This window comes from Halomonas sp., assembly GCF_034520545.1.
Taxonomy (GTDB): Bacteria; Pseudomonadota; Gammaproteobacteria; order Pseudomonadales; family Halomonadaceae; genus Halomonas.
In genome coordinates, this window is sequence record NZ_JAXHNN010000002.1 from 200360 (window position 1) to 219537 (window position 19178).

At 63.1% G+C, this 19178-nt stretch carries 17 protein-coding genes; 6 read left to right on the plus strand and 11 right to left on the minus strand.

From position 1 onward, the window contains the following. Positions 1 to 301: 301 nt before the first annotated feature. The 3 genes from U5L98_RS00965 to U5L98_RS00975 form a co-directional block, all read right to left on the minus strand. Positions 302 to 712 (minus strand): hypothetical protein, encoded by a 411-nt coding sequence (locus U5L98_RS00965; protein ID WP_322556481.1) that lies wholly within the window; start codon positions 710 to 712, stop codon positions 302 to 304. Positions 713 to 778: 66 nt separating this feature from the next. Then, positions 779 to 1366 carry a peroxidase-related enzyme gene (locus U5L98_RS00970; protein WP_322556482.1) on the minus strand — a complete coding sequence of 196 codons (588 nt, stop codon included), beginning with the start codon at positions 1364 to 1366 and terminating at the stop codon, positions 779 to 781. 239 nt (positions 1367 to 1605) lie between these two features. Continuing rightward, positions 1606 to 3105: a CoA-acylating methylmalonate-semialdehyde dehydrogenase gene (locus U5L98_RS00975; RefSeq protein WP_322556483.1), complete on the minus strand. Its 1500-nt coding sequence runs from the start codon at positions 3103 to 3105 to the stop codon at positions 1606 to 1608. A gap of 236 nt (positions 3106 to 3341) precedes the next feature. Here U5L98_RS00975 and U5L98_RS00980 point away from each other — a divergent pair, with 236 nt between their 5' ends. The 6 genes from U5L98_RS00980 (at position 3342) to U5L98_RS01005 (ending at position 13037) form a co-directional block, all read left to right on the plus strand. Then, the gene (locus U5L98_RS00980; protein WP_322556484.1) at positions 3342 to 4298 is read left to right on the plus strand and encodes a LysR family transcriptional regulator; all 957 of its coding nucleotides are present in this window, start codon (positions 3342 to 3344) and stop codon (positions 4296 to 4298) included. Positions 4299 to 4488: 190 nt separating this feature from the next. Further along, positions 4489 to 6672 (plus strand): catalase/peroxidase HPI, encoded by a 2184-nt coding sequence (katG, locus tag U5L98_RS00985; RefSeq protein ID WP_322556485.1) that lies wholly within the window; start codon positions 4489 to 4491, stop codon positions 6670 to 6672. A 294-nt stretch (positions 6673 to 6966) separates the two neighbouring features. Beyond that, positions 6967 to 8034: an efflux RND transporter periplasmic adaptor subunit gene (locus tag U5L98_RS00990; RefSeq protein ID WP_322556486.1), complete on the plus strand. Its 1068-nt coding sequence runs from the start codon at positions 6967 to 6969 to the stop codon at positions 8032 to 8034. Beyond that, complete coding sequence (locus U5L98_RS00995) at positions 8031 to 11336, plus strand: efflux RND transporter permease subunit (protein WP_322556487.1); 3306 nt, start codon at positions 8031 to 8033, stop codon at positions 11334 to 11336. The genes U5L98_RS00990 and U5L98_RS00995 overlap by 4 nt, the downstream gene beginning before the upstream one ends. A 277-nt stretch (positions 11337 to 11613) precedes the next feature. Beyond that, entirely contained in the window at positions 11614 to 12525 is a 912-nt protein-coding gene (locus tag U5L98_RS01000; RefSeq protein ID WP_322556488.1) for an AraC family transcriptional regulator, read from the plus strand. Between the two features lie 119 nt (positions 12526 to 12644). Then, positions 12645 to 13037 (plus strand): cupin domain-containing protein, encoded by a 393-nt coding sequence (locus U5L98_RS01005; protein WP_322556489.1) that lies wholly within the window; start codon positions 12645 to 12647, stop codon positions 13035 to 13037. Positions 13038 to 13134: 97 nt separating this feature from the next. Here the strand turns inward: U5L98_RS01005 and U5L98_RS01010 are convergent, their stop codons facing one another. The 8 genes from U5L98_RS01010 to U5L98_RS01045 all read right to left on the minus strand — a co-directional run bounded on the left by U5L98_RS01010 (position 13135) and on the right by U5L98_RS01045 (position 19148). Then, positions 13135 to 13803, minus strand: coding sequence for an amino acid ABC transporter permease (locus U5L98_RS01010; RefSeq protein ID WP_322556490.1), 669 nt, complete (start codon positions 13801 to 13803; stop codon positions 13135 to 13137). 3 nt (positions 13804 to 13806) lie between these two features. Beyond that, a complete protein-coding gene (locus U5L98_RS01015; RefSeq protein ID WP_322556491.1) occupies positions 13807 to 14547 on the minus strand; it encodes an amino acid ABC transporter ATP-binding protein in 741 nt (246 codons plus the stop codon). 19 nt (positions 14548 to 14566) lie between these two features. After that, positions 14567 to 15235, minus strand: coding sequence for an amino acid ABC transporter permease (locus U5L98_RS01020; protein WP_322556492.1), 669 nt, complete (start codon positions 15233 to 15235; stop codon positions 14567 to 14569). 62 nt (positions 15236 to 15297) lie between these two features. After that, positions 15298 to 16116 carry an ABC transporter substrate-binding protein gene (locus U5L98_RS01025; RefSeq protein ID WP_322556493.1) on the minus strand — a complete coding sequence of 273 codons (819 nt, stop codon included), beginning with the start codon at positions 16114 to 16116 and terminating at the stop codon, positions 15298 to 15300. Positions 16117 to 16453: 337 nt separating this feature from the next. Next, positions 16454 to 17926 (minus strand): protein adenylyltransferase SelO, encoded by a 1473-nt coding sequence (locus tag U5L98_RS01030; protein ID WP_322556494.1) that lies wholly within the window; start codon positions 17924 to 17926, stop codon positions 16454 to 16456. A 102-nt stretch (positions 17927 to 18028) separates the two neighbouring features. Beyond that, on the minus strand, positions 18029 to 18448 hold the full coding sequence (gene hepT, locus U5L98_RS01035) for a type VII toxin-antitoxin system HepT family RNase toxin (RefSeq protein ID WP_322556495.1): 420 nt from the start codon (positions 18446 to 18448) through the stop codon (positions 18029 to 18031). Further along, positions 18433 to 18849 carry a type VII toxin-antitoxin system MntA family adenylyltransferase antitoxin gene (gene mntA, locus U5L98_RS01040; protein ID WP_322556496.1) on the minus strand — a complete coding sequence of 139 codons (417 nt, stop codon included), beginning with the start codon at positions 18847 to 18849 and terminating at the stop codon, positions 18433 to 18435. The genes hepT and mntA overlap by 16 nt, the downstream gene beginning before the upstream one ends. Before the next feature lie 152 nt (positions 18850 to 19001). Next, the gene (locus U5L98_RS01045; protein WP_322556497.1) at positions 19002 to 19148 is read right to left on the minus strand and encodes a hypothetical protein; all 147 of its coding nucleotides are present in this window, start codon (positions 19146 to 19148) and stop codon (positions 19002 to 19004) included. Positions 19149 to 19178: the final 30 nt, after the last annotated feature.

Genomic DNA, 19178 nt, shown 5'->3' on the forward strand with positions numbered 1-19178 from the left:
CAAGCCACGGCCGGGATGGCCGATTTTGAGGTGATCGAGGGGCATCATAACGCCGCCTCACCGTGACGACCACCCGTGCCGGAACCCCGAGATGCCTACACGGAAGCCAAGGAACATGTTTCAGGTCGCTTGCATGCGATCATCACCGAGCCCTACGGTGCCTTCGAAAACGCCGCCACGGAGCGCCTGCAACGCCTACGCGTGGCCACCCAGGCGCTGATGCTGAGGCCGATGAACCATGGCACGCTGATGCTTCGCGTCATCCACGGCTGGGAGAACGGCAGCTTCGGAGCCCGCCGAGCTATGCCACAGCGAACACCGGCCATGCTCGCTGGCAGCGCTTCGTCAGGTAGCCGATGACTACCGGCAGGCGTTCGAGAATCAGCAGCCGCTGCCCCGCGACAACACCTCCCTGCTGGCCAAACCACTTGAGCAGGCCATTGCTGCTGCCGAAGCCAGCGGCCAAGCGCTCGACGAGGAGACCTGCCCCATCCCCGCCCGCTGGCCCGCCTTCGAGCATGGCCTGACGCTTTACACCTTCTTCAAGGTCTACCACCGCCTCACTTACAGCGAGGACGACCCCTAACGCTCGATCTACTGCCAGAGACCGCAAGGGCCCCGCGAGATCCACGAATTCCATCTGGAGGAAGGCGAATTCGCCGTGGTGGCACCCTGCGAAGGCGCCGGTGGCGATAGTGTACTGCTGTTGCACGAAAGCCAGCTGGCGCCGGTGCTTAGGCTACTTGAGGATAGCGCCAAGGAATGATCAGGTTGTCCCTCACTTCTCCCGCGGCACTCGCCCCATCAGGTAGAACTCTTCGTTAGGCGGCGTGCCGGTAAGGGTGACCAGCCGGTTCGAGAGGCCGAAGAAGGCGGTGATGGCGCCGATGTCCCAGATATCGTCCTGGGTGAATCCGGCCGCTTCCAGACGAGCCTCCCAGTCGTCGGTGAGCTCGCCCACTTCCAGGCCGCAGTACATGGCGAAATCCAGCATGGTGCGGTGGCGTTCGCTGATTGGCGCCGTACGGTGGTTGATGGCCACCTGATCGGCGAGCAGCGGATTCTTGCTGTAGATCCGCACCAGGGCGCCGTGGGCCACCACGCAGTAGAGGCAGCGATTCCGGGCGCTGGTGGCCACCACGATCATCTCCTTCTCTGCCTTGGTCAGCGTGTCGGACTCCCGCTCCATCAGGGCGTCGTGGTAGGCGAAGAAGGCGCGGAACTCGGCTGGCCGGTGGGCCAGCATCAGGAAAACGTTGGGCACGAAGCCGGCCTTCTCCTGCACCGCCAGCATGGCGTCGCGCACATCCTCGGGCAGGTCGTGGATCGATTCGGGAACGGGAAAACGGCTGATCGGCGGGGTCATGTAGGCTCCAAACATTGTGGTCGTTGTCTCAGTGCTTCAGTTAACGTCAACGTCAGGCACGTGTCCATACGCCTTCTGGGGAGAGGAAGCATCGGACACCTGCCAGCGCCAATCATCGAGGCGTCGAACTACAATGAATGGGGATCCTGCAGGAGCAGGCCCCCCTCTTGTGCCTACCCTAGACGAAGACGGCCCCGCCTCTCTCGAGACGGGGCCGTTGGGTCGCGGTGCTGGAAGGATCAGCCCAGCGAGATGGTGCTGTTGATGCCGCTGGAGACGTTCTCCGGCTCGAACCAGCGGGCGGTGACGGTCTTGGTCTGGGTCCAGAAGGCAATGGCCTGCTTGCCGTTGGGGCCCAGGTCGCCCAGCTTGGAGCCGCGCGAGCCGGTGAAGCTGAAGTAGGCGACCGGTACCGGAATCGGCACGTTGATGCCGATCTGGCCAACGTCGATGTCGGTCTCGAAACGGCGCGCCACCCAGCCGGAGTTGGTGAAGATGGAGGTGCCGTTACCATTGGGATTGGCGTTGATGAACTCGATCGCCTCATCCAGCGTCTCGACGCTCACCACGCACAGCACCGGGCCGAAGATCTCCTCGCGGTAGATGGTCATCTCCGCCGTCACGTCGGCGAACAGGGTGGGGCCGACGAAGTTGCCGTCCGGGTAGCCTTCCACCTGACAGCCGCGGCCGTCTACCATCAGCTTGGCGCCTTCCTTCTCGCCGGCGTCGATCAGGCGCTCAACGCGCTCCTTGGCCTGCGGCGAAACGAGCGGGCCCAGGTCGGCATCACGCTGGGTGCCGGGGCCGACCTTCATGTTGCGCGCGCCCTCGACGAGGTCGTCCAGCCACTCGCGGGCCTCGCCCACCAGTACCACCACGGAGTTGGCCATGCAGCGCTGGCCGGCGGCGCCGAAGGCAGAGCCCAGCAGGTTGTTGATCGCCTGGCTGCGGTTGGCATCCGGCATCACCACACAGTGGTTCTTGGCGCCCATCATCGACTGCATGCGCTTGCCGGCGGCAGCGGAACGGTTATAGAGCAGCGAGCCCACATGGGTGGAACCGATGAAGGAGAGCGCCTTGATATCGGCATGGTCGGCAATCTGGTTGGCCACGTCCGGGCCGCCGTGGACCACGTTGAGCACGCCGGCCGGAATGCCCGCCTCGTGCGCCAGCTCGACCAGGCGCATGGTGGAGGTCGGATCCTGCTCGGAGGGCTTGAGCACGAAAGTATTACCGGTGGCGATGGCCATCGGGAACATGAAGCAGGGCAGCATGATCGGGAAGTTGAAGGCGGTGATGCCGGCACCCACCCCCAGCGGCTGGTGCATGCTGTAGACGTCGACCTCGCTGGCAGCGTTCTCGGCCAGCTCGCCCAGTTGCAGGGAGGTGATCGAGCAGGCGTGCTCCACCACTTCCAGGCCGCGGCCCACCTCGCCCTCGGCGTCGGGCAAGGTCTTGCCGTGCTCTTCGGTGATCAGCGCGGCCAGCTCGGCGGTGTTGTCACGGATCAGTGCCTGCAGCTTGAGCATGATGCGCATGCGCTTGCCCAGCGGCACCTTGCGCCAGGTCTTGAAGGCCTCCTTGGCACTGGCCACGGCCCTCTCTACCTCCTCGGCAGTGCAGAACGGCACCCGCGCAACCACTTCCTGGGTGGCCGGGTTCACCACTTCGCGCCACTCCTGGCTCTGGGACTGGACGGGCTGGCCATCGATATACATGGGGATTTCGCGAACGGACATGGGGCGTGCTCCTCTCTGTGCGGTGACTGCCAGGGGATCGGCTGGTTACTGGATTGCAGCCGCGGATCGCCCAAGCATTAGACTTTATGTGTATAAATACACGGAAGATGATGATAATGAGTCTATCCGGACGTCGGACAGCATGACAACGGGTACTCGGACACATTGTTTGTGCGTTAATGCACAATACTCCGATTACCAGAGCTGGCTATAATACACGTCCAACGAGGGCCTCCATGCTCGATTGGCAGGACATCCAGATCTTCCTCGAGGTGGCGCGCAGCGAACGACTCACCGATGCTGCCCGCCGCCTCGGGCTGGACCACTCCACCCTGTCGCGGCGCACCCGACGCTTCGAACAGACACTCAACACCCAGCTGTTCGAGCGTAGCACCCACGGCTACCACCTCACCGAAGCCGGCCAGCAGTTGCTCGCCCACGCCGAGGAGATGGCCCGCCACGCCTTCGAGGCCGGCGAGAGCCTGACCGACAAGAACCACCAGATCAGCGGCCAGATCCGCCTGGGCGTCACCGAGGGCTTCGGCACCTGGGTGATCGCCCCGCTGCTCTCGGCCTTCTGCAGCCGCCACCCGGGCGTCACCCTGGACCTGCTCGCCCTGCCCCGGGTGGTCAATCTGAGCCGCCACGAGGCCGACCTGGCCATCACCGTGGAGCGGCCGGTGAGCCCGGGGCTGGTGATCTCGCGACTGTGCGACTACCGGCTGCGCCTCTACGGCAGCGAGGGGTACCTGGCTCGCCACGGCCGGCCGGGGCGGCTCGCCGAACTGGGCGAGCACCGCCTGGTGGGCTACGTCGACGACCTGATCTTCAGCGAGCAGCTCAGCTACCTGGAGCCGCTGCTCGACCCTGCGGTGATCGGCCACCCCGGGCCGCACTTCGCCATGCGCAGCACCAGCGTCACCACCCAGCACGCCGCCTGCCTGCACGGCGCGGGCCTGGCCGTGCTGCCCTGCTTCATGGCCAGCGCCTCGGAGGCACTGGTGAACGTGCTGGAGGAGGAAGTCGCGATCGATCGACAGTTCTGGATCACCGCCCGCCAGGAGCAGCGCCGCCTGGCCAGGGTACGCCTGCTGTGGGACTTCCTGCGCGAGGCCCTGGAGGCCAACCGCGGCTTCTTGATGGGCGAGACACGTACACTGACGGTGCCGGCCCCCGCCTCCAATACAGAATAGCTATCGAGATGGTCGGTAATGTCACATTGAGCTGATGGACTATCGGAGCGTAAGTTGAAGGTATAGGGCAGTGAGAACCGATCGTCGCGCCGCTCATGACGCATGGTTGACTCGTCTCATTGTCCCGCAGGACTGCCATCGTCTATACACAGGTAGCAGTTCATACAACGCAGCCAGATTGGAGAGCGATATGGGTGATCAGCAGAACCCCGGCAAATGCCCGGTGATGCACGGCGGGAACACGGCCACGGGTAATTCGAACATGGACTGGTGGCCCGAAAACCTGAACCTGGACATCCTGCACCAGCATGACCGCAAGACCGACCCGATGGGCGAGGACTACGACTACCGCGAGGAGGTCAAGAAGCTCGACTTCGACGCCCTGAAGAAGGACATGCACGCCCTGTTGACCGAAAGCCAGGCGTGGTGGCCGGCCGACTGGGGCCACTACGGCGGCCTGATGATCCGCCTCTCCTGGCACGCCGCCGGCACCTACCGCATTGCCGACGGCCGCGGCGGCGGCGGCACCGGCAACCAGCGCTTCGCGCCCATCAACAGCTGGCCGGACAACGCCAGCCTCGACAAGGCACGCCGCCTGCTGTGGCCGATCAAGAAGAAGTACGGCAACAAGATCAGCTGGGCCGACCTGATCATCCTGGCCGGCAACGAGGCCTATGAATCCATGGGCCTGAAGACCTTCGGCTTCTCCTTCGGCCGCGAGGACATCTGGCACCCCGAGAAGGACATCTACTGGGGAGCCGAGAAGGAGTGGCTGGCGCCCTCCGACGAGCGCTATGACGACGTCGACAAGCCCGACACCATGGAGAACCCGCTGGCCGCGGTGCAGATGGGCCTGATCTACGTCAACCCCGAGGGCGTGAACGGCAACCCTGACCCGCTCAAGACCGCCGAGCAGGTGCGCGAGACCTTCGCGCGCATGGCGATGAACGACGAGGAGACCGCGGCGCTGACCATCGGCGGGCATACCGTCGGCAAGTGCCACGGCAACGGTGATGCCGAAGCGCTGGGCGCGGAGCCCGAGGCTACCGACGTCGAGGAGCAAGGCCTGGGCTGGCACAACCCCAACATGCAGGGCAAGGCTTCCAACGCGATCACCTCCGGCATCGAGGGTGCCTGGACCAAGAACCCCCTCGAGTTCGACATGGGCTACTTCGACGCACTGCTCGACCACGAGTGGGAGCTGAAGAAGAGCCCCGCCGGCGCCAATCAGTGGGAGCCGGTGGACATGAAGGAGGAGGACAAGCCGGTCGATGCCAGCGACCCGTCCATCCGCCACAACCCGATCATGACCGACGCCGACATGGGCATGAAGGTGGACCCGACCTACCGGAAGATCCTCGAGGATTTCCGCAAGGATCCGGAGCGCTTCCAGGACGCCTTCGGCCGCGCCTGGTTCAAGCTGATCCATCGCGACCTGGGGCCGAAGTCGCGCTACATCGGTCCGGACGTGCCGGACGAGGACCTGATCTGGCAGGATCCGATACCGGCCGGTAACACCAACTACTCCGTCGAAGCCGTCAAGGAGATGATCGCCGAAAGCGGCGTGTCCATCGGCGAGATGGTCAGCACCGCCTGGGACAGCGCCCGCACCTTCCGCGGCTCCGACATGCGCGGCGGTGCCAACGGTGCGCGCATCCGCCTGGCCCCGCAGAAGGACTGGGAAGGCAACGAGCCGGATCGCCTGTCCAAGGTGCTGAAGGCCTACGAGAAGATCGCCGCCGAGTCTGGCGCCAGCGTGGCCGATGTCATCGTGCTGGCAGGCAGCGTGGGTATCGAGCAGGCCGCTAAGGCCGCCGGGCACGACGTCCTGGTACCCTTCTCGCCGGGCCGCGGCGACGCCTCCGACGAGATGACCGATGCCGAGTCGTTCGAGCCGCTGGAGCCGCTGGCCGATGGCTTCCGCAACTGGCTCAAGAAGGACTACGTGGTCAAGCCGGAGGAGATGCTTCTCGATCGCGCTCAGTTGATGGGCCTGACCGGTCCGGAAATGACCGTGCTGGTCGGCGGCATGCGGATGCTCGGCACCAACCACGGTGGTAGCAAGCACGGCGTGTTCACCGACCGCGAGGGTCAGTTGACCAACGACTTCTTCGTCAACCTGACCGACATGGACAACGCCTGGAAGCCGGCGGGCAGCAATCTCTACGAGATTCGCGACCGCAAGAGCGACCAGGTGAAGTGGACCGCCAGCCGCATCGACCTGGTATTTGGCTCCAACTCCATCCTGCGCTCCTATGCCGAGGTATACGCTCAGGACGACAACCAGGAGAAGTTCGTCAAGGACTTCATCAAGGCCTGGACCAAGGTGATGAATGCAGACCGCTTCGACCTGGAGAAGCTCCAGAAATTCTGAAGTCGTGAACGCACCATGACGCCGGGAACCAAGCCCGGCAACGAAACAGAGGGCCGGGACGATTCCCGGCCTTTTTTTGCTCTACCGATAACGGCCCATCCGATGGCCCTGTCTGGCCGGCCCCCAGGCCTCCTTGCTGCGTTCGCTGGCGTCAGGCGCGAGGAAAATTTCCTCTTGGAGCCTGATGCATGTCAGGTTTTTCGTTATCACTTCCTGCACAACGCCACGTTGGCAGGAAAGAGCTCTGATATACTGAAAAGTATATGCTTATTCTGTATATTCACAACGATGCCTATGACACCCCTCCATCGACGGCTTCTCGCCCTGATGTTGACCGTGACTCTCATGCCGTGTCTGCCGGCGAGTGCCGCCAATGATGCCCTGGCCACGTCCGTAGTCACTCGTGAGACGCTTGATGAAACGCTGGTACTCGATGGCCGCGTGGAAGCCGTCGAACGGAGCACTGTTTCGGCTCAGACCAGCGGCCGGGTAGTCGAAGTGGCCTTCGAGGTGGGCGACCGCTTCACTGCCGGCACCCAGATCCTGCGCCTGGACGATAGCGAGCAGCGCGCCCGCCTGTACCAGGCCCGGGCAAGCCTCGAGCAGGCCGAGGCCGACCTCGTGGATGCCCGACAGCGCTTCGAGCGGATTCGGGCCATCCGCGATCAGAATCTCGCTTCGGAGCAGGCCTTCGACCAGGCGACCAACCGACTCGACGCTGCCAGAGCCCGCCGTGAACGAAGCCTGGCCGGCGTTTCCGAAGCCGAGCAGGGGTTGCGCTATACCCGGGTCCGTGCAGAGAAGGATGGGGTTTTCGTTCGGCGCCACGTGGAGCCTGGTGAAGCCGTGCGCCCGGGTCAACCGCTCTTCGATACCCTGGCCCCGGCACCGCTTCGCGTGGAGGCCGACCTGCCCCGCCGCTACCTGGCGCACGTGCGCGAGACGGCGCGCCTCCAGATCAGCCTGTCAGAGGGACAACCCCTCGAGCACGGTGCGCTCACCCTCTATCCTCAGGCCAATCCAGCCAGCGACACCGTCCGCCTGCGAATGCGCCTTCTATCACCAGGCCCGGACGTTCTTCCAGGCATGCTGGCCAAGGTGGCCGTGGTGGTATCCCGCCGCGACGCCCTGTGGATTCCCGCCGAGAGCCTGTTCCGGCGAAGCGAGCTGCGCGCCGTCTTAGTGCTCGATGACGAGGATCGGCCGCGGTTGCGCCAGGTGCGGGTGGGCATCGAGAAGGACGGGCGACTCGAGGTGCTGGCCGGCCTCGATGCCGGTGAACGCATCCTGGCCAACCCTGACGCCGTGGCGAGCATTGAAGATGCCGGCTCTTCCGGCACGGAAGGATCCAGCGACCGATGAAGGAGCGCTCCCCCGCTGTCGGTCCCTCCGGGGCGATTGCCCGGGTGTTTCAGGATTCGAAGCTGACCCCGCTTCTCGCCGGAATCGCCATCCTGCTGGACCTGGTCATCATCCTGATCACGCCAAAGGAAGAGGAACCTCAGATCGACGTCACCATGGTAGACATCATGGTGGCCTTCCCTGGCGCCGGAGTATCCGAAGTCGAAAGCCTGATTGCCACCCCGGCCGAACAGGTATTGAGCGAAATCAGCGGTATCGAGCACGTGTACTCGGTATCGCGCCCGGGTCAGGCCGTGATCACCCTGGAGTACGAGGTGGGCCTGCCGCGGCAGGAAGCCCTGGTAAGAACCTACAACCAGGTCTATTCGAACCAGGACTGGCTGCCGCCCGACCTGGGCACGCGCCAGCCGCTGGTCAAGCCGCGCGGGATCGACGACGTACCGGTCATGACCCTGACCCTCTTCGATCCCGAGGAGCGTCACGGCGCAGAAGAACTCACTCGCCTCGCCCATCTGCTCGAGGTGGCCCTCAAGCGGATTCCCGGCACGCGCGATGTGTATACCCTTGGCGGCATCGCCGACCGGGTGGAGGTACGCCTCGACCCAGCCCGGATGAACGGCGTCGGCCTGACCCTTGACGACCTGCAGCAGGCCCTTGCCGCGGCCAACACCAGCAGCCGCGAGACGCGGGTGACGCGGGATGGCCTCTCGCTTCCGCTTCAGGCCGGCACACTGCTCGCGGAGGTGGCCGACGTGCGCCAGCTTGTAGTGGGCATTCACGACGGCGCCGCGATTCGACTCTCCGATGTGGCGACGATCGAACGCGGCGGCACCGTGCCCGACCAGAGCGTAATGATGGGCTTCGGGCCGGCAGAAGAGACGGACCGCCTGGACCTCTCGCCCGGCCATCTCTATCCCGCCGTCACGCTTGCCATCGCCAAGAAGGCTGGCCAAAACGCGATCGATATCACCACGGCCATCGAGACGCGACTCGAAGCGCTCACCAACCGCCTCCTGCCGCCTGACATCGAAGTAGTCGTCACCCGAGACTATGGCAAGACCGCCACCGACAAGTCCCGGACACTGATCCGCGACCTGGTCACCGCGACCATGGCGGTCATGCTGCTGGTGCTTGCCGCCATGGGGTGGCGACAAGCCCTGATCGTGGGTACGGCGGTATTGATCACCCTGTTGTTGACCCTGGTGTTCTCCTGGGCCTGGGGGTTCACGCTCAACCGGGTCTCGCTGTTCGCGCTGATCTTCTCCATCGGCATCCTGGTGGATGACGGGATCGTCATCACCGAGAACATCAACCGGCGCCTCGCCAACAGTCGAGGTTCGGCCCGGCGAATCATCCCTATGGCCGTGGACGAAGTCGGTACACCCACCATCATGGCCAGTCTCACCATCATGGCGGCCCTGCTCCCCATGGCCTTCGTTTCCGGACTGATGGGACCCTACATGCGTCCCATCCCCATCAATGCCTCCGCCGGCATGGTGATCTCCCAGCTGGTGGCCTTCGTGGTGGCACCCTGGCTCGCCATGCGCCTGCTGGCCAAAAAACGGGGCACGAAAGGCCAGGACACGACGCATCAGTACGCAAAAGACGAGGATGCCACAGAGGAGGACACGGAGGATCAGGAGACATCGGCAGATGGCCACTCCGCCGAGGGGGTGAACCCACGCATCAAGCGCCTTTTCGAGCGCCTGCTCGGTCCCTTCCTTGGAAAGCACCCCTGGCGACGGCGCCTGCTGGGCCTGGCCCTGCTGGGGCTTCTGCTGGGGGCCATGTCGCTTCCGGTATTCCAGCTGGTGATTCTCAAGATGCTGCCCTTCGACAACAAGTCCGAGCTGCAGGTCGTGGTCGACATGCCCGAGCACACGCCAATGGAACAGACCCAACGGGTGCTGCTGGACATGGGCCGCCACCTGGAGAGCGTTCCCGAGATTGACCACTGGCAGAGCTACGCCGGCACCGCCTCACCGATCAACTTCAACGGCCTGGTTCGCCAATACTACCTGCGCGAGGCGCCCTATCAGGGCGACATCCAGATCAATCTTGCCGACAAGCAGGCGCGCAGCCGCAGCTCCCACGCCATTGCCCTTGCCCTGCGCGACCCTCTCCAGGCCATCGGCGAGCGTCACGACGCCCGGGTGAAGATCGTCGAGGTGCCGCCGGGTCCTCCGGTGCTCTCGCCGGTGGTCGCAGAAGTTTATGCCGTGACGCCCGATCGCCGCGCCGCCCTGGCACGCCGGGTTGCCGAGCAAATGCATGAGGTACAGGGCCTGGTCGACATCGATACCACCCTGCATGCGCCCACCCGCAAGTGGGAGGTGGTAATCGACCGCGACCGGGCTGCTCGCCTGGGCGTCTCCCAGGCCCAGGTCGTCATGGCCCTCCAGACCAGCCTGGAGGGCAGCGCAGCCAGCTATCTGCACGATGACCACGCCAAGTATCCCGTGCCCATTCGCCTGATCCTCGACGAGGGTGACAAGGCCCAGCCCGCTCGGCTGCTGTCTCTTGCCGTGCGAAGCCGCGAGGGGGGTCGAGTTCCGTTGGCCAGCATCGCCGAGATACAGGAAGTCGACTGGGAAGGGATGCGTTATCACAAGGATCTCTTGCCGGTGACCTATGTCACCGCGGACATGGCGGGTGAGATCGATTCCCCCCTCTACGGCATGTTCAGGATGGTGGAGAGGCTTTCCGACCAGGAGAGCGCCCCGCAGCAGACCTTTATCCATCAGCCGGTGCTGCCCGAACGCGCGAGCCTGAAGTGGGACGGTGAATGGCAGATCACCTACGAAACCTTCCGCGATATGGGCCTGGCCTACAGCGTCGGGGTCTTCATGATATTCGTGCTGCTGGTGGCCCAGTTTCGCTCCTATAGCCTGCCACTGCTGGTCATGGCGCCCATTCCCCTGACGCTTATCGGCATCATGCCGGGCCATGCCCTGCTGGATAAGGAGTTCACTGCTACCAGCATGATCGGCATGATCGCGCTTGCCGGCATCATCGTGCGCAATTCCATCCTGCTGGTGGTCTTCATTCGCCAGTTGCGCGACGAGGGCGTCGCGCTTGATGACGCCGTGGTGCTTGCCGGCGCCGTGCGCCTCAAACCCATCGCTCTGACGGCGGTCTCGGCCATGCTCGGCGCCTTCTTCATTCTCGCCGACCCCATCTTCAATGGCCTGGCCATCTCGCTGGTCTTCGGCCTCGCCGCTTCCACTCTGCTGACGCTGCTGGTGGTGCCGCTGCTCTACTATGTAAAGGAGCAGGCCGGGGAAAGCCGCGCGCCATTATGACGGACCCCGGCGGCAACAGGCGCGCCGTGTGAACCGAGAGGATCGACGCACCTGAGAATCAGACAAGGCAACGGCCAAGTCATCACCCGAGCGTCGTATTGCCTATCCCCTGCCGGCATCCTGGGGCTATTTCCAGGTCCGAGAACTCATGCCGGTGCATGTGACTGCCCTTCCTTTCTTTGACAGCCTCCTGCCGGTGGACGACAACTGATCATATGAAACCGCGTCACCAGGTTACCTCCAGCCTGCGAGCCTCCTTGTGCAAGGAGAGTCGAAAATGGCCCATGCCGCAGGAGAACCGTTACCCGCGGCGCCGAGAGAGTCCGGCTGCCAGTGCCACCGATATTATCCCGGAGTCCGCCTGAACGAGCACATCGGCCGGCTCCAGGCATTCGCTGTGCGCCCTGTAAGTTCCGTCCAGCTTCTGGAACCTCCACGCGGCCATGTCGCTTTGGTCATCGGCTTCGGCGATCCCATCCGCATTGCTCCCTTGACCACACCGGATACTGAAGGAACCTATGCGTCCTTCGTGGTCGGTCCAGACCATCCGCCGCTGATCGCCCGACACGAGGAAGGGTGTACCTGGTTCGAGATTTTCCTCTCCCCTTGCACGGCCTATGAGCTGTTCGGGGATGGCACCCAAGGACTCGATGGCCGGGTGATACCACTCGACGCTCTTTTCGGCGACACCTTGAACCGGCTTACCGAACAGCTGATTGTGGCTGCCTCCTGGGAACAACGGTTCGCCTTGCTGGAGACAACGCTGACCCAGTACCTGGACCGGCAACCCCGGCAGGTGCGTGCAGAAATCCACTGGGCCTGGCACTGCCTGGAACAGGCTGGGGGCGCCATGCCGATCTCCGAGCTCGTCAGCGCCCTGGGCTGGAGCCACCGCCACTTCGTGCGCTCCTTCCAGCACTACACCGGCATGACACCCAAGGTATCCGCTCGCCACCTGCGGCTCGCCCGTGCTCTTGCTTGCCTCGATCAATCGCCGGAAGAGGCACTGGCGGCCGTGGCGCTGGAGTGCCACTACTGCGACCAGAGCCACCTGACCCGAGAGTTCCAGGCCCTGGCCGGATGTACGCCGGCAACCTACCGTCATCAGTGCCTTGGACACTTCCTGACCGCGACCCCTCCTGCGGCAAGGTCAGATTTCTTCAAGACGTCGCCCGCGCCTGCGGCCTAGGCTAGGTGCACCGCTGAAGGGCTCGATGCCCTACATTGCGGCAAGAGGTGATTCCGTCTGAAAGGAGGTATGACACCATGCGGCAAGAGGTGATTCCGTCTGAATGGAGGTATGACACCATGAAACAGACACTGATGACCCTAGGTGGCGCAACAGCACTCGTTGTCGCCAGCGCCCTGACCCCGGCCCAGGCGGAGACAACGTCAATCCTGAAGACGACGTTCGAGGACCTGGAGGGCATGGAGGCGAACATCGTCCGCTTCGATGTGGACGAAGATTGGGTAACCGAGCGCCATATCCACCCCGGGCACGTCTTCGTCTACGTGACCGAGGGGAGTATCGAGATCGACGTCGAGGGACGGGAAGCCAGGACCGTTTCCGCCGGCGAGGCCTTCCAGGAGCCGCCGGACAGACCCATGGTGGCGCGCACCCTGAGCTCCGACGGCGCGAGCTTCATCGTCTTCCAGATCGGGCCGGAAGGCGAACCACTGATGGTTGCCCAGCCAGAGTGAGTCAAGCCAATCCAGGAGAGTGGCCGGGGACCTTCCCGATACATGACGCCCCGGCCACTCCGCCTGCCAGGAAGATCACGCAGATATCCCTAAAGTATCACTGGCTGGTCACTCCAGGAACGTAGGTACGACGCTCAAGCAAGCCAAGCAGGCTCGCCACAGTGGAAGTAAGTACCAGATAAATCAGACCCGCCCAGAGGAAGACCAGGAAGAAATCCAGAGTACGTGAGCCTATGTCATAGGCGATGGAGGTAATCTCCACCACGCCGATGGTGTAGGCGATGGAGGTGAACTTGAGTTCAATGATCGCTTCATTCGACCACTGCGGGATCACCCGGCGTAGCGCCTGGGGCACCATGATGTGGCGAATCGCCTGCCACTGGGTCATACCGCAGGCCCTCGCCGCCACGAGCTGGCCCTTCGGTACCGACAACACCGAGCCGCGAAAGTACTCAGCCTGATAAGCCGCGCTGTTAAGAGTGATGGCGATCACCGCGGCAGTGAAAGCGTCGAAGACAATACCTACATGGGGTAGCCCCAGGTAGATGAAGAACATCTGCACCAGCATCGGCGTACCGCGGAATAGTTCCACATAGACGGTGCTGATCCAGTAAAAGAACCGATTTCCGTAGACCCTTGCCCAACACAGCACCAGCCCCAGGAAAAAGCCCAGGGTGATGGCGATCACCCAAAGTGCCAACGCGACCGGCACGCCCCTGAGAAGCGCGGGTAGCCACTCGATACCGAACTCGATAAATTCCCGCATGGCTCACCCGTGCTCCGCGATGACATTGAGGAAGGCCCGAGTCCGCTCGTGTGTAGACTCGGTGAACATGGTCTCCGGTGGACCTTGCTCGACGATGTAGCCGTTCTCGATGAAGATAATCTCGTCGGCAGCCTGGCGAGCGAAGCTCATCTCGTGGGTTACCACCACCATGGTCATACCCTCGACGGCCAGTTGCTGCATCACCCTCACCACCTCGCCGGTCAATTCCGGGTCCAGCGCCGAGGTAGGTTCGTCGAATAGCAGCACGTCAGGGTCCATTGCCAACGCCCTTGCGATGGAGACGCGCTGCTGCTGGCCGCCGGAGAGCTCAGCCGGGTAAGCGTCGGCCTTCTCACCCAGACCAACCCGCTCCAGCTCACGATGCGCCCGCTGGGTAGCGGCTGCCTTGTCCATGCCGTTAACCTTGATCTGGCAGATGCGCACGTTGTCGAGCACCGTCAGGTGAGAGAAGAGATTGAAGTCCTGGAAGACGAAGCCCATGCGTGCCCGCATAGCATCGATGTTGGTGTTCAGCACCTCCTCGCCGTTGAGGTAGATGCGCCCTGCATCCGGCACCGTGAGATAATTGATACAGCGCAGCAAGGTGCTCTTGCCCGAGCCGGAGGGGCCGATCAGCACCTTGGTCTCGCCCTTTCTCAGACTGAAACCGATACCCTTGAGCACTTCGATGCCATCGTAAGACTTCTTCACGCCCTGTACGTCCAGAATCAGATCATCGGCCATTATCGGCATTCCTCTCGCATCATTTTTCGAAGCCCGGCACGGCCAGCTTGCGTTCAAGGGCATACAGCAGGCTATTCCCTGTCCGATTGAGGATGAAATACAGCAGCGCCACCACGGCAAACACCGTCAACACGTTGCCCTGGGTGCTGGTGATGATGTAATGCGCCTGACGGGTGAGCTCCACCACCCCGATGACATAGGCCAGGGAGGTCTCCTTGATTTCCGAGGAGAACTCGTTGGTCCAGGGGCCGATAGCATGGCGCGCCGCCTGGGGAAAGAGGATATGGCGGATTGCCTTGACCTTGGACATGCCCATGGCCCGGGCGGCCATCATCTGGCCGGCTGGCACCGACTGGAAGGCGCTACGAAATATCTGGGACTGGTAGGCCGCTGAGCGAAGCCCCATGGCCAGTATCGCGGCACCGAAGGCCGAAATGTCGAAAACACCCGACATACCATAGAAGAAGATAAACAACATGATGATGATCGGCACGCCCCTGAAGACACGCTCGTAGAGCGTCAGTGGCCACTGCACCAGCCGTGTCCTCGGGCCATAGAGCTGAACCAGGCAGATGCCCATGCCCAACACGAAGCCAATCAAGAGCAGGGCGGCCAACAGCACGATGGCCACCCCGAGCCCCTTCAGCAGGAAGGGGAAATCGCGTAGCAATACGTCGTAGATATCCATGCCGACTTCCCTGACATGACGGGCGCCCTCCCTTTCGGGAAGGCGCCCGACATCGTAGCGACTTATTCGTTACCTAGCTCGGGAAGACCGGCTACCGGTTTCTGATAGGTATCGACGAAATTCGGCATGTGCCCCGGAATCGCAGGGATGGTCACACCCGGGATATATTCATTGACAATCTCGCCCCATTCACCGGACTCGTAGATGGCCAGGATACCCTGGTTCAGGTCGCCGAGGATCTCCTGGGGATCGCCCTTGGATACTGCCAGCGCCAGCGGCGCACGGATAAAGATCTTGCCCGCCATCTTCACTGGCTTGCCAGAGTTGATGTACTCCTGTGCAGAGGTATCGTCGACGATCACGGAAGAAACACGACCGATGGCCATGTCGTCAACTGCGGTGACGTAATTGTCGTACTTGGCCAGCTCGACATCGATGTCGCTGGAGTTTACTACATTCTCTTCCATCCAGGCCTGCTGGGAGGAGCCGCCCTGCACGCCTATGCGAGCCCCGCAGCACACGGCGGTGAAGACGTTGAGTTCGGAATCTTCGGGCACCAGCACCACGTCGTTGGTTTCCCACCAGGGGATGGTGAAATCGATGTTCTCGCTACGCTCTTCAGTGACAGTGAGGCCTGTGGCAAGAATATCGATCTTCTCCGCCGCAAGGGCCGGGATCAGCGATGGGAACGGCATGTCCTGGAACTCTATCTGGATGCCTTTCTCCTCGGCGATGGCCTCCATAGCATCGATGGCGATGCCTTTGAATTCCCCTCCTTCAACATAGGCCCAGGGCGGGAAGGAAGCCTCCACGCCGACTGTGTAAGGATCCTGTGCGGAGGCGGTCGTAGCCAGCCCACTACCGATGACCATGGTCCCCATCAGGGCGGCGGGCAGAAGCGAAGCTTTTATTCCTTTCATGATCGTCTCACTTTTTGGTGGGTTTTGTTATTTCACCAGCTAAATATGAGTACGTCGTTTCACACCTGTCAAATCAACGGGGGTTATCCACTCCACGGGGCTTATGCGTGGAGCCGTGCCGCCCACAACCAAGAAAACATAACCCCTCAAGCACCGAACGGCTTTCAACGCAGAGGGTTGCTGTGCAACCTGACCGGATACCAGCAGCGGAGGTGTTACAGATTCGGAAAATGGAATGCCTGTGGACCTCAGGAACCGTTTCGACTAGTGCAGGTGGCGCTTGTTGCTGCAAGCCTGCTCAAGTCCCGCAGAAGGTGCGGAACACGGCCGCGGTGGGCGGCGCTGACTGAGCAAAGCCCTCGCGGCCGGGCTGATCGGTGAAGGGGGCGGCCAGTACCTCGCGCAGGGTGTCGAAGGGGCCGAAGTCGTTGTCCTCGGCAGCAGCGGTGAGGGCCTCCTCTACCCGGTGGTTACGGGGGATGTAGAGCGGATTGACCGCTCGCATCCTTTCGCCGATCGCTTCCGGACCCACGTCCTCCCGGACCAGCCGCTCGCGCCAGCGCGGCAGCCAGGCCTCGATGCCCTCCAGGGCCTCGAAGAGCTCGAACAGCGCGGAGGCGTCCTCCTCGACCGCCTCGGCCAGGCGGCGGAAGGCCAGGGTGAAGTCGGCGCGGCCGGCCTGCAGGGCCTCGAGAAAGGCATCAACCAGCGCACGGTCGCCCTCCTCTTCCTTCACCAGCCCCAGCTTCTCGCGCATCACTGCCAGCCATTCGGCCTCGTACTGCTCCTCGAAAGCCTTGATCACCGCGGTGGCACGTTCCACGGCGCGCTCCTGGTCATCGTCGATCAGTGGCAACAGTGTCTCGGCGAAGCGTGCCAGGTTCCACTGGGCGATCCACGGCTGGTTGCGGTAGGCATAGCGACCACCCTCGTCGATGGAGCTGAACAGCGTAGTGGGGTCATAGGCCTCCATGAAGGCACAGGGGCCATAGTCGATGGTCTCGCCGGCGATGCTGCAGTTGTCGGTGTTCATCACCCCATGGATGAAGCCCAGCCCCATCCACTTCGCCACCAGCGCCACCTGGCGCGCCTGCACCGCCTCCACCAGGGCAAGGTAGCGCTCGCTTTCCGGCTCGTCTTGAAGCTCTGGATAGTGACGCTCGATGGCCAGATCCGCCAGGGTGCGCACGGCTTCCAGGTCCTCGCGGGCGGCGAAGTACTGGAAGGTGCCCACCCGCAGGTGGCTGGCGGCAACCCGGGTCAGCACGGCGCCGGGCTCCGGCACACGCCGGAACACGCGCTCGCCGGTGGTCACTGCAGCCAGGGCTCGGGTAGTGGGCACACCCAGCAGATGCATTGCCTCGCTGACCAGGTACTCGCGCAGCACCGGGCCAAGGGGAGCACGGCCGTCGGCGCCGCGGGAAAAGGGCGTGCAGCCCGCGCCCTTTAGCTGGATATCGCGCAGGCGACCCTCGCGGTCGGTCACCTCGCCGAGCAGCACCGCCCGACCGTCGCCCAGGCGCGGATTGAAGTGGCCGAACTGGTGGCCGGCATAGGCCTGGGCCAGCGGCTCGGCCCCTTCCGGCACGGCATTGCCGGCGAACCACTCGGCGGCCTGGTACTCGTCGAAGGCGGTCAGGTCGAAGCCCAGTTGCTCGGCCAGCGGCCGGTTGAAGGCCACCAGCTTCGGGGCCTTCACCGGCACGGGGTCGAAGCGCAGGAAGAACCGATCCGGGAGGCGAGCGTAGTGAAGGGTGAACTCGGGAAACATGACGACTCCGATCGACGGCCGAGGCCCGGCCTGGGAATTAATACCCGAGTATAACGCTCGGACTTATCCCTTTCGAGCCGGCCTGCGCCTACCCTGTGTCACTCACTGGGGCGCGGGGTCCATGAAGATCCTGGCAAACTGCCTGAACTGATCGAGATGCTCACGACAGATGCTAAACACCACATTCCAATTTACCGCTTCGTAGTTGTGAACCACGATGTTTCTGAAGCCCACCGACTTGCGCATGTCATCCGCCAACTCGCGACTGATCACTTCCCGTTCAGCCAGCACTTCGAAACTCTGCCCCATGGTGATGGGAGACGTCAGCTCGTGATGTTCGGCAATCCAATGGGAGGCAATATCGACACAAAGCTGGACGGCACGCGCAAGGTTAAGAGCCAGAATGTCCTGCGCATCCAGGTCAACCTCCAGCGCCTCGACACTCGCGGGGCAGCGACTTTCCAGTCGCATGACGCAGCGCCGCAGCGACTCCAGCTTCTGGTTGATCAGGAATTGATCCATGCTCTCTGTCTCGCCCTGAGAATCCGCTGCTGCAAGGGCACGAAGTCCTCGTTGTCGATGATGTTGCGATAGACCAAGCTGGCCCAGGCCGTATTACTGCCTTTCAGGCGAGTCCCTGACGTAACGATCTGAGTCAGCAAGGGTTGGCCAGCCGTTCTCAGGTCCACCAGATCCACTGGCCGCGAACATGCCAGGGCCAGGGCTTCGATCATGGCAATCTTCTGCTCACTGGTCAGCGGCTGTTTTCCTTCCACGGCCACATCGAGGTCACTGTCAGGTCGCGCCGTCCCCTTGGCCAGCGAGCCGAAGAGCACCACCTGCTCGATGTCCGGGAAATCATTCAGTGCCTGCAGGATCGACTGGCAAAGCTCGGTGCCATCGCAGTTTTCAGCAGCGTCCATACAAGATGGCCTGGAGGTAGAAGGTCATGACCAGTCTACCCGGAGTGACCACGGCTTGCATAAGCGATCACCACGGCACCAATGGCAAGTCCTTGCCTCTGATGCGCGAGACGCTGATCAACCCGAATCCCTTGACTTCAGCTGCTCGCGGATCAACTCGGCCAGGCGACGAGCCGGCTCGGTGGGCCGCCGCGCGGCGCGGTGGCGGCCGTGCTGGTGCTCGCCGGCAGCATGACCGCCTCGCGCTGATAGCCGGGCGAGCAGCGACAATCCCGAGAAGAGCCCTCACCAGGGGGCATCAGGACTCCTGCCAGAGAGGGGGCATCGAC

Excerpts from the sequence above, each read along its gene's own strand:
- U5L98_RS00970 (WP_322556482.1), bottom strand. The coding sequence starts at position 1,366 with ATGACCCCGCCGATCAGCCGTTTTCCCGTTCCCGAATCGATCCACGAC.
- U5L98_RS00975 (WP_322556483.1), bottom strand. The coding sequence starts at position 3,105 with ATGTCCGTTCGCGAAATCCCCATGTATATCGATGGCCAGCCCGTCCAG.
- U5L98_RS00980 (WP_322556484.1), top strand. The coding sequence starts at position 3,342 with ATGCTCGATTGGCAGGACATCCAGATCTTCCTCGAGGTGGCGCGCAGC.
- katG (WP_322556485.1), top strand. The coding sequence starts at position 4,489 with ATGGGTGATCAGCAGAACCCCGGCAAATGCCCGGTGATGCACGGCGGG.
- U5L98_RS00990 (WP_322556486.1), top strand. The coding sequence starts at position 6,967 with ATGACACCCCTCCATCGACGGCTTCTCGCCCTGATGTTGACCGTGACT.
- U5L98_RS00995 (WP_322556487.1), top strand. The coding sequence starts at position 8,031 with ATGAAGGAGCGCTCCCCCGCTGTCGGTCCCTCCGGGGCGATTGCCCGG.
- U5L98_RS01000 (WP_322556488.1), top strand. The coding sequence starts at position 11,614 with ATGGCCCATGCCGCAGGAGAACCGTTACCCGCGGCGCCGAGAGAGTCC.
- U5L98_RS01005 (WP_322556489.1), top strand. The coding sequence starts at position 12,645 with ATGAAACAGACACTGATGACCCTAGGTGGCGCAACAGCACTCGTTGTC.
- U5L98_RS01010 (WP_322556490.1), bottom strand. The coding sequence starts at position 13,803 with ATGCGGGAATTTATCGAGTTCGGTATCGAGTGGCTACCCGCGCTTCTC.
- U5L98_RS01015 (WP_322556491.1), bottom strand. The coding sequence starts at position 14,547 with ATGGCCGATGATCTGATTCTGGACGTACAGGGCGTGAAGAAGTCTTAC.
- U5L98_RS01020 (WP_322556492.1), bottom strand. The coding sequence starts at position 15,235 with ATGGATATCTACGACGTATTGCTACGCGATTTCCCCTTCCTGCTGAAG.
- U5L98_RS01025 (WP_322556493.1), bottom strand. The coding sequence starts at position 16,116 with ATGGGGACCATGGTCATCGGTAGTGGGCTGGCTACGACCGCCTCCGCA.
- U5L98_RS01030 (WP_322556494.1), bottom strand. The coding sequence starts at position 17,926 with ATGTTTCCCGAGTTCACCCTTCACTACGCTCGCCTCCCGGATCGGTTC.
- hepT (WP_322556495.1), bottom strand. The coding sequence starts at position 18,448 with ATGGATCAATTCCTGATCAACCAGAAGCTGGAGTCGCTGCGGCGCTGC.
- mntA (WP_322556496.1), bottom strand. The coding sequence starts at position 18,849 with ATGGACGCTGCTGAAAACTGCGATGGCACCGAGCTTTGCCAGTCGATC.
- U5L98_RS01045 (WP_322556497.1), bottom strand. The coding sequence starts at position 19,148 with ATGCCCCCTGGTGAGGGCTCTTCTCGGGATTGTCGCTGCTCGCCCGGC.